The organism is Bradyrhizobium sp. 215_C5_N1_1, from assembly GCF_052075935.1.
GTDB lineage: Bacteria > Pseudomonadota > Alphaproteobacteria > Rhizobiales > Xanthobacteraceae > Bradyrhizobium > Bradyrhizobium barranii.
The window spans coordinates 967,978-982,593 of the sequence record NZ_CP197228.1 but is presented as its reverse complement, the minus strand read 5'-3'; the positions used below and the strand labels follow the sequence as shown (position 1 = coordinate 982,593).

14 protein-coding genes are annotated in these 14,616 nt (G+C 66.3%); 9 read left to right on the top strand and 5 right to left on the bottom strand.

From position 1 onward, the window contains the following. Positions 1-221: 221 nt before the first annotated feature. The 5 genes from AB7G19_RS04545 (at position 222) to AB7G19_RS04525 (ending at position 4,020) form a co-directional block, all read left to right on the top strand. The gene (locus tag AB7G19_RS04545) at positions 222-755 is read left to right on the top strand and encodes an invasion associated locus B family protein (protein WP_063986050.1); all 534 of its coding nucleotides are present in this window, start codon (positions 222-224) and stop codon (positions 753-755) included. Positions 756-875: 120 nt separating this feature from the next. Beyond that, positions 876-2,303, top strand: coding sequence for a metalloprotease TldD (gene tldD, locus AB7G19_RS04540; RefSeq protein WP_063986049.1), 1,428 nt, complete (start codon positions 876-878; stop codon positions 2,301-2,303). Continuing rightward, positions 2,300-3,076, top strand: a complete 777-nt coding sequence (gene lepB, locus AB7G19_RS04535; protein WP_063980763.1) for a signal peptidase I — start codon at positions 2,300-2,302, stop codon at positions 3,074-3,076. The genes tldD and lepB overlap by 4 nt, the downstream gene beginning before the upstream one ends. Positions 3,077-3,099: 23 nt before the next feature. After that, entirely contained in the window at positions 3,100-3,441 is a 342-nt protein-coding gene (locus AB7G19_RS04530) for an MmcQ/YjbR family DNA-binding protein (protein WP_231143820.1), read from the top strand. A gap of 12 nt (positions 3,442-3,453) precedes the next feature. After that, on the top strand, positions 3,454-4,020 hold the full coding sequence (locus AB7G19_RS04525) for a nucleotidyltransferase family protein (protein ID WP_063986048.1): 567 nt from the start codon (positions 3,454-3,456) through the stop codon (positions 4,018-4,020). Here the strand turns inward: AB7G19_RS04525 and AB7G19_RS04520 are convergent, their stop codons facing one another. Further along, positions 4,021-4,884 carry a LysR family transcriptional regulator gene (locus AB7G19_RS04520; RefSeq protein WP_063986047.1) on the bottom strand — a complete coding sequence of 288 codons (864 nt, stop codon included), beginning with the start codon at positions 4,882-4,884 and terminating at the stop codon, positions 4,021-4,023. Positions 4,885-4,982: 98 nt separating this feature from the next. Between AB7G19_RS04520 and AB7G19_RS04515 the strand changes: the two genes are divergently transcribed. Both AB7G19_RS04515 and AB7G19_RS04510 read left to right on the top strand, forming a co-directional pair. Further along, positions 4,983-5,894: a DMT family transporter gene (locus tag AB7G19_RS04515; protein ID WP_063980761.1), complete on the top strand. Its 912-nt coding sequence runs from the start codon at positions 4,983-4,985 to the stop codon at positions 5,892-5,894. 13 nt (positions 5,895-5,907) lie between these two features. Then, entirely contained in the window at positions 5,908-6,681 is a 774-nt protein-coding gene (locus AB7G19_RS04510; RefSeq protein WP_063980760.1) for an MBL fold metallo-hydrolase, read from the top strand. Between the two features lie 159 nt (positions 6,682-6,840). Here AB7G19_RS04510 and AB7G19_RS04505 read toward each other — a convergent pair whose 3' ends face one another. The 3 genes from AB7G19_RS04505 to AB7G19_RS04495 all read right to left on the bottom strand — a co-directional run bounded on the left by AB7G19_RS04505 (position 6,841) and on the right by AB7G19_RS04495 (position 12,337). Continuing rightward, positions 6,841-7,611, bottom strand: coding sequence for a TIGR02186 family protein (locus tag AB7G19_RS04505; protein WP_063980759.1), 771 nt, complete (start codon positions 7,609-7,611; stop codon positions 6,841-6,843). Beyond that, entirely contained in the window at positions 7,608-8,525 is a 918-nt protein-coding gene (locus tag AB7G19_RS04500; protein ID WP_063980758.1) for a sulfite exporter TauE/SafE family protein, read from the bottom strand. The genes AB7G19_RS04505 and AB7G19_RS04500 overlap by 4 nt, the downstream gene beginning before the upstream one ends. A 299-nt stretch (positions 8,526-8,824) precedes the next feature. Then, on the bottom strand, positions 8,825-12,337 hold the full coding sequence (locus tag AB7G19_RS04495; RefSeq protein ID WP_231143819.1) for a tetratricopeptide repeat protein: 3,513 nt from the start codon (positions 12,335-12,337) through the stop codon (positions 8,825-8,827). Positions 12,338-12,656: 319 nt separating this feature from the next. On the opposite strand from AB7G19_RS04495, the gene AB7G19_RS04490 reads away from it, so the two are divergent. Continuing rightward, positions 12,657-13,406 carry an outer membrane protein gene (locus AB7G19_RS04490; protein ID WP_063980756.1) on the top strand — a complete coding sequence of 250 codons (750 nt, stop codon included), beginning with the start codon at positions 12,657-12,659 and terminating at the stop codon, positions 13,404-13,406. 13 nt (positions 13,407-13,419) lie between these two features. On the opposite strand, the gene AB7G19_RS04485 is transcribed toward AB7G19_RS04490, so the two are convergent. Beyond that, on the bottom strand, positions 13,420-14,010 hold the full coding sequence (locus AB7G19_RS04485; RefSeq protein WP_063980755.1) for a PadR family transcriptional regulator: 591 nt from the start codon (positions 14,008-14,010) through the stop codon (positions 13,420-13,422). A 195-nt stretch (positions 14,011-14,205) separates the two neighbouring features. On the opposite strand from AB7G19_RS04485, the gene AB7G19_RS04480 reads away from it, so the two are divergent. Further along, entirely contained in the window at positions 14,206-14,592 is a 387-nt protein-coding gene (locus tag AB7G19_RS04480) for a nuclear transport factor 2 family protein (RefSeq protein ID WP_063980754.1), read from the top strand. Positions 14,593-14,616 lie beyond the last annotated feature (24 nt).

The window sequence follows — 14,616 nt, the reverse complement described above, 5'->3', positions numbered from 1 at the left end:
TAGTAACATCAGAGAAAAATACCGTTTCCCGGGATGCCGCGGCTTGACAGCGGCATTGCCCGCGGTAGGCACTGGCAGACAGCCGCGCAGGAACCTGATTCGTGCGGGCGATGGCGGTGTGGGCGGCGCGGAATTTGCTTGCGAATCGCCTTCAAGACGCCGTCATTCCCGTATCAGTCCGCCAGGCGCGAGCGACCCAGGCGAGCAGAGGGACCGACCCGATGGGGTTTTCGAGAAGCATGGCAAGGCAGGCGAGCGGCCTCACGATGCTGGCGGCCCTGCTGGTGGTGATTGTCGTCATGGCGCTGCCGGGCCTCGCCCATGCGCAGGGCGCGGTGCGCTCCGTCCATGGCGACTGGCAGATCCGCTGCGACACCCCGCCCGGCGCCCAGACCGAGCAATGCGCCCTGATCCAGAGCGTGGTGGCCGAAGACCGCTCCAATGCCGGCCTCACCGTGATCGTGCTCAAGACCGCCGACCAGAAGAGCCGGCTGATGCGGGTGGTCGCCCCACTCGGCGTGCTGCTGCCATCCGGCCTCGGGTTGAAGCTCGACAACCAGGACGTCGGCCGCGCCGGCTTCGTCCGCTGTCTGCCCAATGGCTGCGTCGCCGAGGTCGTCATGGACGACAAGCTGCTCGGCCAGCTCCGCACCGCCAAGACCGCGACCTTCATCATCTTCGAGACCCCGGAAGAAGGCATCGGCTTCCCGCTCAGCCTGAACGGGCTCGGCGAGGGCTATGACAAGCTGCCATAAGGCGGCAGGCGCGTCCGCGCGCGGCGAATCCTATCGTTTCGTAATGTGGCACCTGGCACCCTCGCGGAACCGCCGGGAAACCATTATCTTGCCCTACATCTTCCGATAATGGACGGACGCATGACCAATCCAGCCACCACCTCCCTGCTCGACCGCGCCAATCTCGACCGCGATCAGGTCCGCAACGAGGTCGCACGCGGGCTTGCCGGTGCCGACGACGGCGAATTGTTCCTGGAATACAGCCAGACCGAAGCGCTGATGTTCGACAATGGGCGGCTGAAGCAGGCGACCTATGACACCTCGCAGGGCTTTGGCCTGCGCGCCGTCAAGGACGATGCGGTCGGCTATGCCCATTCCTCCGACGTGTCGCTGCCGGCGCTGATTCGCGCCGCCGACGCGGTCGCTGCCGTGCGCGGCGGCTATTCGGGCAGCTTCGCGGCCCCGCCGGCGCATACCAATGTGCGGCTCTACGCCGACGACAATCCGCTGGATGCGCCGGGCTTCGAGACCAAGGTGAAGCTGCTCGCCGAGATCGACGCTTACTTACGCGACAAGGATCCGCGGGTGCGGCAGGTCAGCGTCAGCCTCGGCGCAACCTGGCAGGTCGTCGAGATCCTGCGGCCCGATGGCGAGAGCTATCGCGACATCCGCCCGCTGGTGCGCGTCAACGTCTCCGTCGTCGCCGGTCAGGGCGACCGCCAGGAGAGCGGCAGCAAGGGTTATGGCGGCCGCGCCGGCTATGCCGAATTCATCGAGAGCAAGAACTGGCGCGACGCCGCCGACGGCGCGCTGCGCGAAGCCCTGGTCAATCTGGAATCGATTCCCGCCCCCGCCGGCGAGATGGACGTCGTGCTTGGGGCCGGCTGGCCCGGCGTGATGCTGCATGAGGCGGTCGGCCATGGCCTCGAAGGCGATTTCAACCGCAAGAAGACGTCGGCCTTTGCCGGCCTGATGGGCCAGCAGGTTGCGGCCAAGGGCGTCACCGTGATCGACGACGGCACCATTGCCTCGCGCCGCGGCTCGCTGTCGATCGACGACGAGGGCACGCCGACCAACCGCACCGTGCTGATCGAGGACGGCATTCTGGTCGGCTACATGCAGGACCGCCAGAACGCGCGCCTGATGAACATGAAGCCGACCGGCAACGGCCGCCGCCAGGGCTACGCCCATGTGCCGATGCCGCGCATGACCAACACCTACATGCTCGCGGGCGACCGCGATCCGGCCGAGATCCTCGCCTCCGTGAAGAACGGCGTCTTCGCCGCGAATTTCGGCGGCGGCCAGGTCGACATCACCTCGGGCAAATACGTGTTCCAGTGCACCGAGGCCTACAAGATCGAGAACGGCAAGATTGGCGCGCCGCTGAAGGGCGCCATGCTGATCGGCAACGGGCCGACCGACCTGCATCGCATCCGCATGATCGGCAACGATCTCGCGCTGGATACCGGCATCGGCACCTGCGGCAAGAACGGTCAGGGCGTGCCCGTCGGCGTCGGCCAGCCGTCGCTTCTGATGGAACGTATTACAGTTGGTGGAACGGGCGCATGAGCGTTGAGAAGGTAACTGTCACCGCCAAGCGGAAGAGCAGCGGCTGGGCTGGTCAGCTGATGCAGCTCGCCGGCATCGTCGCCGCCGTGTTCATCGCCAAGGGCGCACTCGCCGAGCCGTTCTATGTACCGTCGGGTTCGATGGAGCCGACGCTCCTGATCGGCGATGCGCTGCTCGCCTCGAAATTCCCCTATGGCTACGGCACCTCGTCGCTGCCGATCCAGATCAACCTGCCCGAAAGCGGCCGCGTCTTCGCGGAGACGCCGAAGCAGGGCGACGTCGTCGTGTTCCGCTGGCCCGGCGATCGCTCGCAGGCCTGGGTCAAGCGCGTCGTGGGTCTGCCCGGAGACCGCATCCAGATGCGGCAGGGCCAGCTCTTCATCAACGACCGTCCCGCCGAGCTGAAGCCGGATGGCGTCGGCGCCGCCGAAGACGACAATGGCGGCAGCGAGCCGGCCTACCGCTACATCGAGACCCTGCCGAACGGCGTGTCGCATCTGATCTTCAAGATGCGCGACAACGGTCCGCTCGACAACACGCCTGAAGTGACGGTGCCGCCCGGCCACCTCTTCGTGCTCGGCGATAACCGCGACAATTCCGCCGACAGCCGCGTGCCCCTGCGCTCCGGCGGCGTCGGTCTGCTGCCGATCGACAATCTGGTCGGACGCGCGGATGCCGTGCTCGGCTCCTGGGATCTCGGCATGCGCGGCCAGCCGGTGTGGACCTGGCTCTCCGGCTTCCGGCTCGCGCGGTTCTTCACCGCCGTGCACTGAGCTGATCCCAAGGTCTTGATCAAATGACCTTCGACGACGTCAGAAAATTTGCACTGACGTGGCCGGAGGTCGAGGACGGCACCTCCTACGGCACGCCCGCGCTGAAAGTGCGCAAGAAGATGCTGGCGCGGCTGAAGGAGGACGGCGACAGCCTCGTCGTGCCCGACGTTCCAATCGACGAGCGCGCCATGCTGGTCGAGAGCCAGCCAAGAATCTTTTATTTCACCGATCACTACGCCGACTATCCGATCGTGCTGATCCGCCTGTCCAAGGCGAAGCGCGCGATCGTCGAGCCGTTCCTGCGGCGGCGCTGGCGCGGCCTCGCCTCGAAGACCGCACGAGCGGCGTACGATGCCGGCGCGTGAATGATGGCCGCGATGGATCGCGACCGCTTCCTCACGCTGGCGCTGAAGAACCCAGTCAATGTTGCAATCATCGGCGAGCTCGCCTCGCTCGCGCTTCCCGATGCGTGGCTGGTGTCGGGGTGCCTGGTGCAGACGGCGTGGAACGTACTCACGGACCGCGCGGTCGATCATGGCATCGCCGATTACGACGTGTTCTATTTCGATCCAGACACCTCATGGGAGGCGGAGGACACCGTGATCCGCACGCTGCATGCGCGGCTCGCGCATCTCGGCGTCAAGATCGAGACCCGCAACCAGGCGCGCGTGCACCTTTGGTATCCCGGCAAGCACGGCCTGCCCTATCCGCCTCTCACCTGCTCGACCGACGGCATCGACCGTTTCCTCACCCAGAACACGCAAGTCGGTGTGAGGCACGGAGGCGACGGCTACGAGGTCTACGCGCCGCGCGGCTTCGACGACATAGCCGGATTGATCGCGCGGCCCAATCCGGGCCCGAACTTCTCTGCGGCGAGTTACGCGGTGAAGGCCGCGCGATGGAAGGCGTTGTGGCCGGAGCTCACGGTGATTGCCGCGGCGTGATCACGCCGCCTTGGCCTGTACATTGTCGCAGAACTCCGCGAGCCGATCCGCCAGCCGCAGCGTTGCGGGGCTGGCACCGGGCGAGGCCATCAGCGCCACTTCGGTCCGGTTGATCGGCTCAAAGCCGTCCTTGGCGGTCAGCACGCGGTGGTCGGACTGGATCGACATCTCCGACAGGATGCTTAAGCCCATGCCGGCTGCGACCGCAGCCTGGATGCCCGCGAGACTCGATGACGAATAGGACATGTGCCAGGCGCGGCCCGCGCTTTCCAGCGCGTGGATGGCGCCGGCGCGATAGAGACAGCCGAGCGGAAATCCGATCAGCGGCACGGACGAGGCGTTGACGTCGACCGGATGGCTCTTGCTCGTGACCCAGTGCACCCGCTCCGGCCACACCGCGATAGCGCCTTTCGCGCCGGCCTCACGCTTGAACAAGGCGAGGTCGAGCTCGCCGCGTTCGAGGTCGCGGGACAGGTTCTTGCTCTGGTCGGCGCGCACGTCCATTCGCAGACCCGGATGTGAGCGCGAGAAGGCGCCGAGCAGTTTTGCCAGCCGGTACGCCGCAAAATCCTCGGGGATGCCGAGCCGGATCGCGCCCTCGCTGTCGGGCTCGCGCAGCACGTCGCGCGCCTCCTCGGCGAGCGTGAGCAGCCGTCGCGCGTAGGACAGCAGCCGTTCGCCGGCCTCAGTGGGGCGCACGTCCTTGCCGTCACGGTGCAAGAGCACCTGGCCGACGTCCTCCTCCAGCCGCTTGATCTGCTGGCTGACGGTCGATTGCGTGCGGTGGACGCGCTCGCCGGCGCGGGTGAAGCCGCCGGCCTCGACCACCGAGACGAAGCTGCGCAGGAGCTCCAGGTCGAGCATGGCCGCCTCCATTCGAAAATCCACTGATTGGAAGTTAATCATTTAATTTCCAAATGACAAGCCGTCTCCCTAGATCGAGGGCTCAGGAGAATGCCCTCATGTCGCTCGCCACCTCGCTTCCCGCAGCCCCCAGCCGGTTCAACACGCTGCCGCTCGCCATCGGACTGTTTTGCCTGCTCTGGAGCTATGCCTTCGTCGCCGGCAAGATCGGCGTCACCCATTGCCCGCCGCTGATCCTGCTCGCCGCGCGCTTCTCGCTTGCCGGCATTTTGATCCTCGGTGCGACGCTGATCCGCGGTGATGGCTGGTCATTGTCCTGGCGCGATGCCGCGATCTTTGCCGTGCTCGGCATCGCCAACAACGCACTCTATCTCGGGCTCGGCTACACCGGCCTGCAATCGGTCTCCGCCGGCCTCGGCGGCCTGATCGTCTCGGCCAATCCAGTATTCACGGCGGCGCTCGCTGCGTTGCTGCTTGGCGAAGGCATGACTTGGCGCAAGGCGGGCGGTCTCCTGCTCGGCATCACCGGCGTCACCCTGATCGTCTGGCATCGCCTGTCGGTCGGCACAGACTCCCTGCACGGCATCGTCTTCACCCTGGCCTCGCTCGCCTCCATCGTCGCCGGCACGATTCTGTTCAAGCTGCTCGCGCCGAAGGGAAGCCTGTGGATCGGCAACGGCGTGCAGAACCTCGCCGCCGGCATCGTGCTGACGCCGGTCGCGTTCACCTTCGCCGACGTCCACGCAATTGATTTCACCCCGGGCCTGGTCGGCGCCTTCGCGTTCCTCGTGCTCGGCGGCTCGATCCTCGCCTACTGGCTCTGGTTTCATCTCCTGAAAGTGTGTGGCGCAACGGCTGCGAGCGCCTATCATTTCCTGATGCCGCCGCTCGGCATGCTGTTCGCCTACATCGTGCTCGGTGAGCATGTCGAGGCCCGCGACCTGCTCGGCATCATCCCGGTCGCGCTCGGAATTTACCTGGTGACGCGCCCCGCAAAGCCCGTTGCGTAAGAGGAGCTTTCTGATGCCCATTTCCATCACCCTGATCGGCGGCCCTACCGCGCTGATCGAGATCGACGGCTTCCGCCTGCTCACTGACCCGACCTTCGATGCGCCCGGCGCCTACCAGCTGCCGCATGTGACGCTGGAAAAGACGATCGGCCCCGCACTGAAGGCCGACGCGATCGGCCCGATCGATGCCGTCCTGCTCAGCCACGACCAGCACTCGGACAATCTCGACAATTCCGGCCGCGCGTTTCTCAAACACGCAAAGCGCGTGCTGACCACCGAGGCCGGCGCAAAACGCCTGGGCGGCCATGTCGAGGGCCTCGCGCCCTGGGCGACCTCGCATCTGAAGGACCGTGACGGCAACACCCTGACGATCACCGCGACGCCGGCGCGCCACGGCCCGGCCGGCATCGAGCCGCTGTCGGGCGACGTCATCGGCTTCGTGGTGTCCTCGAGCCGGACGGACACGAGCGACGTCTACATCAGCGGCGACACCACCTGGTTCGACGGCGTCGCCGAGGTCGCGCGCCGCTTCAAATGCGGCGTGGTGCTGCCGTTCGCGGGCGCGGCGCAAACGCGTGGGCCGTTCCATCTCACCATGGACACCAACGACACCATCGAGACGGCGCGCGCCTTTCCGGATGCGATGATCGTGCCATTGCATACCGAGGGCTGGGCGCATTTCCGCCAGGACGGCGAGGATCTGCGCAAGACCTTTGATGTGCTCGGCTTCGGGACCCGGTTGCGATTGCTGGAGCCGGGCCTGCCGACGGTGGTTGAGGCGCCGTGAGGCTCAGCTGTCATGCCCCGGCTTGACCGGGGCATCCAGTACGCCGCGGCGGTCGTTGCGAGAGCGAGCTATTCGACGAAGGCCTCTGGAATACTGGATCGCCCGGTCGAGCCGGGCGATGACGGGAGGAGAGAGTGGTGCTCCTCGCAATGACGGACGCTAATCCTTCCGAAACACGATCGACGCCATCCACCCCGTCATCAGCGCCATCGCGGCCGTCGCGAGGCCGTAGATCAGGCCGTGCTGCCGCGCGCTGGTCGCGACGAACTGCTCGAAGCCGACCTTGACGATCTCGAACGCGGTCTCGGTCTTGGTGACCAACGCGCCGTTCGCGAACAGCTTGATTTCCACCTCATAGGTGCCGATCGGCACCTCCTCCGGCAGTGGAATGCCGGTACGAAACAGCGTCGGTGTCAGGAACGTCACCGCGCTCGGGTCCTCGCGATAGAGACCTTTCTGGGTTCGCAGGCGGATGAAGGCCGAGCGGAACGCATCGTTCGGCACCACGTCGGCATAGTCGCCGCTGACCCGTTGGGTCAGCAGCACGTTGTTGAGCCCGATCTGCTGCCGCCGCGCGATCTCGGGCGAGGTGATGACATCGAAGGGGCGGTTGGCGAACAGCGCGAGATAGCTCGGCACCGCCAGGAACTGCCGGTAGTCGGTGTTGATCCAGATGCCGAAGGTACGCTCCTTGCGCCGCGTGACCATGTCGGCGCGCGGGCCCATCACGGTGACGACGAGATCGTAGCTCTTTCGATCCGCGGGCGTGGAGGCGTCCTTCTCGACCGAGCCGAACAGCACCAGTTCCTCGCCGGAATAGTTCGGCGTCACCGTGACGCGATGGTTGGAGACCGACACGATCAGTCGCTCGGCACGCGCGGCTGAGCCCAGCAGCAGGACGAGAAGGACTGCGAGAGCTGCGCGCATCATCCGCTCACTCCCAATTCACGGATGGTGAAGAGATCCTCGGGCCGGATCACCAGCTCGATGGCGAAGCGGACGCCGACCGAAAGGATCAGCAGGCCCAGCAACAGCCGCAGCTGCTCGCCGCGGATCTTCTGGCCGGCGCGGGCGCCGAACTGCGCGCCGGTGACGCCGCCGACCATCAGGATCAGCGCCAGCACCGCGTCGACGAGGTGATTGGTCACCGCGTGCAGCAAGGTCGCGAACAGCATCGTGACCAGCGTCAGGACCATCGAGGTCCCGATCACGGTCGAAGTCGGCACCCGCAGCAGATAGATCATGATCGGCACCAGGATGAAGCCGCCGCCGATGCCCATGATGGCGCCGATGAAGCCGATCACGATGCCGACGATCACGACAGGAATAACCGAGAGGTAGATCTTCGAGCGCTTGAACCGCATTTTCAGCGGCAGGCCGTGGATCCAGCTGTGCGTGCGCCGTGGCGGCACCGCGCCGCGACGGGTCCGCATCAGGGCGCGCAGGCCCTCGGAGAACATCAGGCTGCCGACCGTGGTGAGCAGCACCACGTAGGACAACGCGATCATCAGATCGAGCTGGCCGAGCGCACGAAGCTGCGTGAAGGACCACACCCCGAGCGCCGTGCCGGTGACACCGCCGCATAACAACACGCTCGCGAGCGCCGGGTCGATCGCGCGCCGCCGCCAGTAGGACAACGCACCGGAAAAGGAGGACGCCGCGATGTGGCTCGCAACGGAGGCGACCGCGACCGCCGGAGTGATCCCGATGAAGATCAGAAGCGGCGTCATCAGGAAGCCGCCGCCGATCCCGAACATGCCGGAGACGAAGCCAACCGCCGCACCCATCGCCAGCACCAGGAAGATGTTGACCGGCAGATCGGCGATCGGGAGATAGAGCTGCATCGAAGGACCACACTCCGGCGAAATGGATCGATTGCGCGGGAATGCTCGCCGGACGGTCGGAACGATTGCCGCGCCCTTCAATAGCGGAATTCGTTGTCGGGCGGGACCATGAATTTAGGGCGTGGTGAACGTGGCGCGCGAGCTGTCTCCCCTCACCCTGAGGAGCCTGCGCAGCAGGCGTCTCGAAGGGCGAGGCCCGGATCGGTGGTGGGGGCCTGCATGGTTCTCGCGGCGATGCGAAGCATCGTCCGCTACGCGCGCCAGGGCGCGCTCCTCACCATGAGGAGTGAGAGTGCGCTTTAGTGCGCCGCCGAGGCCGAGCGCTTGGTCGCGACCGGCTTCGGCGCGGGCTTTGCGTTTGCCTGCGGCGCGCTGTCCCAGCCGCCGTTCGGGGCAGGAACATTGACGGCATCGTCAGGCTGCGGCTCGGCGCTGAAAGTCTGGATCGCGAGCTTGGCGGCGGCGAGCGACTGCGGATCGAGCCGCTTGGCGACGTCGTCGCGCTTGCCGGACGCATCCGCGTCACCCTGGGCGGCTGCGAGAGTGAACCATTTGTAGGATTCGGCGAGGTTCTGCTCCACGCCGATACCGCGGGCATAGAGGATGCCGAGGTTGAACTGGCTGTCGGCGACGCCGCGATCGGCGGCCTTGCGGAACCACTGCGCCGCGCTCTTGTAATTGGCGCCGCGTCCGCCGCCATCGGCGTCGAGCACCGCGAGATTGTGCATCGCCTTGGCGTTCCCGCGCTCGGCGGCCTGCGTGTAGTAGCGGCGGGCGATGTCGGCGTCCTTCTTCACCCCGAGGCCCTTCTCATAGAGCGTGCCGAGGCGGAAGGTCGCGGGCACCACGCCGGCCTGCGCCGCGCGGTCGTACCATTTGGCGGCTTCATCGTAATTCGCAGCGACGCCCTTGCCCTCGGCAAAGCGCACGCCGATCTCGTAGGCCGCGGTCGCATCGCCCTTCATCGCGGCGGTGCGCAGCACCGGACCGCCGATGCCGTCAGGGAGCTTCTCGCTCGGCGGCACCTGGATCATACCGAGCCTCGCGCGGCTCGCGCCCGACAGCGCGCCGGTGACGTCGTTGCTCGCCGCAGGCGGTGGTGGCGTCGCGGGGACCGGCGGGATTTCGACCGAAGCCGAGCTGCCCGACCCTGCCACGGGAGCGGGCGCGGGATTATTCAGCGACTGCTTCCCGATCGGCGTCGGCGAGGTCATCGACGGCGTGACCTGCTCGGGCGTGGCAGGCCTGGTCTCGACCGGCGGCGGCGGAGCCTGCGGCGCGGGCGCGCTCGACGAATTCTCCATCGCCTGCGGTGACGGCGGCGGGCTGCCGCCATCGAGCAGATTCATCGCCATCTTGAAGGTGCCGAGCACGATCACGACCACGCTGGCGCCGACCAGCAGCGAGCGGATCTTCGAGGTGATGGTCGAGCCGCCTTCCTGGCCCGTGTCCTTGGCGCGGCCTGCGATGGCCGCCTTGGCAGCTGCCTTTGCACTTGCCTTGGCACCGCGGGCCGGCTTTTCCGGCTGCGCGGCGGCGGCCTGCGCGGCGCGGCGTGCGGCCGCGATAAAGCTCGACGACGACACCGGCTCTTTCGGCGCGGCGGGGATTTCGCTGATCGCGCTTTCGGACGCGGCAATGCGCTCCGAGGGCGTGGCGACGCGGCCGCCCGGCCGTGTGCCCGGCTCGAGCGGATGGTCCGGCGGCAATTCCGGTGCGAGCGCGGCGCGCGCGGGCGCCGTGTGCGGCTCGAGGATCTCGCTGATCGCACGCGGCGGAACGGGCGGTGCGGTTGGCACCGGCGGCGGCGCGGCCGGTGCGGCGGCATGGAATTCGCGCGGCGCGGCGACGAAGGCGCCCTGTGGCGGCTGTTGCGCGGCGGCCGGGTTCTGCAGCTCTGGCTTCGGATCGTATTTCGGCTGCTGCTGTGGCTGCTGCCACGGCTCGCGCGCGACAGGCGGGGGCTCCATGGGCGCGGCCATTGGCATCGACATGGACGTCGAACTGGGCATCGGCTGCGGTGCGGGTGCCGGCGGCGCCGTGCGCACCGCGCGCAGATCACCCTCGATCATCGAGAGGCGATCGACGACATGGCCGAGCGCGCTGTGCACGGCCTCGAGCGAATCCTGGGTGCTGCGGTTGGTCTCGGCCTGGCTGAAGCGGATGTCGGAGAGCTCGCGCTTGACCAGATCGACCATGCCGGGATCGGCAGACGGCGCCGAATTGCGGCTTTCGGCGAGGGCGGAATAGGTCGCCTGCTGCCGCTCCAGATGCCGCAGGATGTCGTGCAGCCCGTCCTCGACGCGGCTTAGATTGCCGTTGCGCGGATCGGAGGCGGCCTCGATCCGCTCCAGCAGATACGAGACCCGCTGTTCGAGATGCGCAAAGGTCGACGCGGAATCGTTGCCGACCTGCATGCGGTCGAAACGGTCCGACAGCGCGCGGATCGCGGCTTCGAGATGCTCGCTGCTCTCGGTGGGCTGCGGCCGCTCGCGCGTTTCCAGCGCGGCGGTGAGGGCCGCGATGCGCTGCTCCAGTACCGCAAAGCTGTCGCTGGGGCCGGACGAGCGGGTGACCTGGTCGACCTTGGAGGACAGCAGCTGCACGTCATCAGAAAGACGCGCCAGGGCTTCGTTGGAGGCGACGTTGGAGACGATGCCGCGCAGCGCCGAGATCGCGCCTTCGAGCTGGCGCACCGTCGACGGGTCGTCATTGGCGCGCAGGATCAGATCGAGCTTGGCGCCGAGGTTGCGGATCGCCTCGTCATAGCCGGTGAGCTGCTCGGCCGGCGTCAGCGTGCGCAGCACCTGCTTGATCTCGGACAACGCGTGCTCGATGCCCGACAGGACCTGGCCGTCCGTCCCGGACGAGCGGGTCTCGTCGATGCGACGGTGCAGCGAGCGGATCTCATTCTCGATAGATTCGATCGCGCGGCGCGGCATCGCCTCGGTGATGGCGTGGCGGATCTCGGCAAGCTCGCTGCGGAAAGCGTTGATCGCCTGCTCGGTGTTGTCAGGGCGCTGAAGCGACTCGATCTGGCTCGTGATCTTGAGCAGATGGCGCTCGAGCGACGAAAAATCCGGCCCCGGCTGCGGGGGCGGCGGCGCATAGGCAGGCGCGGGCGGCGCCATCGGGGGCGCGAAAGGAGCTGCCGTCGGTGCAATCGAGGGCGCGGCGCGTGGCGGCATCTGCCGCGGCGTAAAGCCGTCGAGCTCGCTCTGCCGTGCCGTGATCTCGGCGACGGCAACGTCGAACGACGCGGGGCTCAAGGGAGGTGAATTGCGATAGACCTGTGCGGCCGCGCGCTCGACCATATCGGCCTGGCGCTGGCGCGTCTCGACGGGTGCCGGAGCCGGTGCCGGCCGCTGAGGCTGCTGCGGCTTTGAGATTTGCGACAGCCGCGCATCGAGCCGCGAGATCGCGTCGTTGAGCTGGCGCGCGACGCCCTGCTCGCGCGAGACGTCTGGTCGCGACGCGTCCTGTCGTGAAGCATCTTGGCGCGGCGCGGGCTTTGAAATCCGTTCGATCTGCTGGGTGATCGCGTCGAGCCGCTGGTGGATATCGGCGACGTCGCGGCTCTCCTGGCTCGGCATCTGTTGCGGGCGCTGATCCTGGCGCTGCTCTTGACGCTGGTCTTGACGTTGTTCTTGGCGTTGATCGTAAGGTCCGCGAAAATTCGGCGGGGCCGTCTCGCCGAGCGTGGAGTTCAGCCAATCGTTGAGTGACATGCCGGCACGACGCGCAGCAGCTTCGGCCCGCTCCCTGACGGATGGATCGATGCCGTCAACACTCCACGATACGCGCGAATTCATGACTCTGTCCGGTTCCGACTCCGGCGCCCCACCCGGCGCCTCCAGCCTCCCCACGCGTGCCGGTTGTGAAGACAATCGGATTTGGCGCGGGTCGTCTGCCTCGAAAACCGACTTTTTCCTGTTACGGTAAATAACGGGTTAAGGAACGCGTTGCCGGTGTCTTAAAGTTGGGCGCCGGGAACCCGATTGCCGCCGCTGGCCCCGCCCCAAAGCTGCGTCCCGACAAAGATTTCGCCACGCGCCCGGTCCGCACGTCTCAATGGATAGAGAGCGGCCCGATCCACGGGCGGGTTCTTGCCTGACTGGATTGTTGGCTGACATGAAAAGGTTGCTCGTGGCCGCGATGGCGGCCGGACTGGCATCGCATGCTGTTGCCGCCGATGCCCCGGCGGCAGCGCCTGCGGTGAAGGCACCGGCGCCCGCGGGATACAATTGGACCAGCTGCTATGTCGGCATCCAGGGCGGCGGCAACTGGGGCAAGAGCGAGCATGTCCGGCGCGCCGGCGACGACTCCGGGCCAACGATCACAGGGACTTTCAATCTCAGCGGTGCTGCCGTCGCGGGCGGCGTCTTCGGCTGCGATTTCCAGATCGAAAAGACCGTGCTCGGCTTCGAGAACGACGCGTCATGGACCAACCAGCACGGCAAGGTGCAGGATCTGCCGCCCTTCAACGTCGGGGTGACGAGCGGCACGCGGGAAAAATGGATCGATATGTTCCGCGGCCGTGTCGGTTACGCGCTCGATCAGTTTCTGATCTATGGCACGGCCGGTATCGCCTTCGCCGGTACCGAGGTCACCGTGTCCAACCAAGTGGTGCAGGTCACCAGCTCCCATACCCGCACCGGCCTGGCGGCCGGGCTCGGTGGTGAATGGGCGGCCTATGTCGATACCTGGGGCGCCGTGACCCTCAAGCTCGAATATGTGCACGTCGATTTTGGCAGCAAACGATATGTCGATCCGCCGATCAGCGGCGCCGTCACGCGCGACGTCAGGCTGACGGACGACATCGTCCGCGCCGGCGTCAATGTCCGGTTCAACTGGGATAGGCCTGTTGTCACGAAGTACTAAGGGCGCTGAAGAGCTAGCCTTTCCCCTCGCGCTTGCCGTCCTCCAGCGGCACGACCGCGCCCTTGCCGCTCATCGCCGATAGCGCCTGGAGCGCCTCTTCGCAGAAATCGGCCACCATCTGCTCGTGGCGGGCACCGAGCTGAAGCAGCAGCAGATTGCCGAGGTCGAGCACGCCCGACGCCGAGCCCTCGGGAAATCGCTTCTTGAGGATCCGCTCGTAATTCTCGTGCCGGTCGCGGTGGTGCTCCAGCCGGGCCATCAGATCGGTGCGCATGGGCTCGATGTCGATGCTGTCGAGCGCGTGCAGCCGCACCAGCAGGTCGTCCTTGATCGAGGGCGGTGTGCTCGGCCGCGCGGCCCAGTGCCGCAGCGCTGTTCGGCCCTCGGGAGTCAGCGTATAAATCAGTTTGTTGGGCTTGCCCGATTGCACGACCTCGCGGCCCTGGATGTAGCCGCGGTCGCGCAGCTTCGAGAGCTCGCGGTAGATTTGCTGGTGGTCGGCTTTCCAGAAGAAGCCGATCGAGGAATCGAATGTCTTGGCGAGCTCGTAGCCCGTCATCGGACGTTCCGTCAGGCATGCGAGGATTGCGTCGCCGAGCGCCATGGCACCAGCTCCATTTCGAGGTCCCGACCAATTGACTTGACTTTATGCGCATCGGTGCATATGCGTCAATGTGCATATGAGGCGGGCTTCAGACCCGCCCTTATCGGCCATCGCGCTACTGTGCATGGGGTTGTTTTCGCGTTTTTGCCAAGGCCTTTGATCAAGAAGGCCTTTGACTAAGGGAGGCACCTGAGAATGACCGGCCTCGATTCCTGGTACGCCTTTATGAAGTCCCACGACCGCGCCGCGCTCTGGGACCTGCTCCATCCTGACGCCGTGTTCGAAAGCCCCGTGGTGCATTCGCCGCAGCGTGGACGCGACATCACCTTCAAATATCTCGCCAGTGCCGAGAAGGTGCTCGGCGGTCCCGGCTTCACCTATGTCGGCGAGTGGAAAAGCGCCAATGGCGCGGTGCTCGAATTCAAGAATGTCATCGACGGCATCGAGATCAACGGTGTCGACATCATCACCTTCGATGCCGAGGGACGCATCACCAATTTCAAGGTGATGGTGCGTCCGCTCAAGGCGATCAACATGCTGCACCGCCTGATGGCGGAGCAGTTGGCCGCCGCTCAATCATAAGTCAACATCATCACTTCAGACCGC

Coding starts and splice junctions, on each gene's coding strand:
- AB7G19_RS04545 (WP_063986050.1), top strand. CDS start 222: ATGGGGTTTTCGAGAAGCATGGCAAGGCAGGCGAGCGGCCTCACGATG.
- tldD (WP_063986049.1), top strand. CDS start 876: ATGACCAATCCAGCCACCACCTCCCTGCTCGACCGCGCCAATCTCGAC.
- lepB (WP_063980763.1), top strand. CDS start 2,300: ATGAGCGTTGAGAAGGTAACTGTCACCGCCAAGCGGAAGAGCAGCGGC.
- AB7G19_RS04530 (WP_231143820.1), top strand. CDS start 3,100: ATGACCTTCGACGACGTCAGAAAATTTGCACTGACGTGGCCGGAGGTC.
- AB7G19_RS04525 (WP_063986048.1), top strand. CDS start 3,454: ATGGATCGCGACCGCTTCCTCACGCTGGCGCTGAAGAACCCAGTCAAT.
- AB7G19_RS04520 (WP_063986047.1), bottom strand. CDS start 4,884: ATGCTCGACCTGGAGCTCCTGCGCAGCTTCGTCTCGGTGGTCGAGGCC.
- AB7G19_RS04515 (WP_063980761.1), top strand. CDS start 4,983: ATGTCGCTCGCCACCTCGCTTCCCGCAGCCCCCAGCCGGTTCAACACG.
- AB7G19_RS04510 (WP_063980760.1), top strand. CDS start 5,908: ATGCCCATTTCCATCACCCTGATCGGCGGCCCTACCGCGCTGATCGAG.
- AB7G19_RS04505 (WP_063980759.1), bottom strand. CDS start 7,611: ATGATGCGCGCAGCTCTCGCAGTCCTTCTCGTCCTGCTGCTGGGCTCA.
- AB7G19_RS04500 (WP_063980758.1), bottom strand. CDS start 8,525: ATGCAGCTCTATCTCCCGATCGCCGATCTGCCGGTCAACATCTTCCTG.
- AB7G19_RS04495 (WP_231143819.1), bottom strand. CDS start 12,337: ATGAATTCGCGCGTATCGTGGAGTGTTGACGGCATCGATCCATCCGTC.
- AB7G19_RS04490 (WP_063980756.1), top strand. CDS start 12,657: ATGAAAAGGTTGCTCGTGGCCGCGATGGCGGCCGGACTGGCATCGCAT.
- AB7G19_RS04485 (WP_063980755.1), bottom strand. CDS start 14,010: ATGGCGCTCGGCGACGCAATCCTCGCATGCCTGACGGAACGTCCGATG.
- AB7G19_RS04480 (WP_063980754.1), top strand. CDS start 14,206: ATGACCGGCCTCGATTCCTGGTACGCCTTTATGAAGTCCCACGACCGC.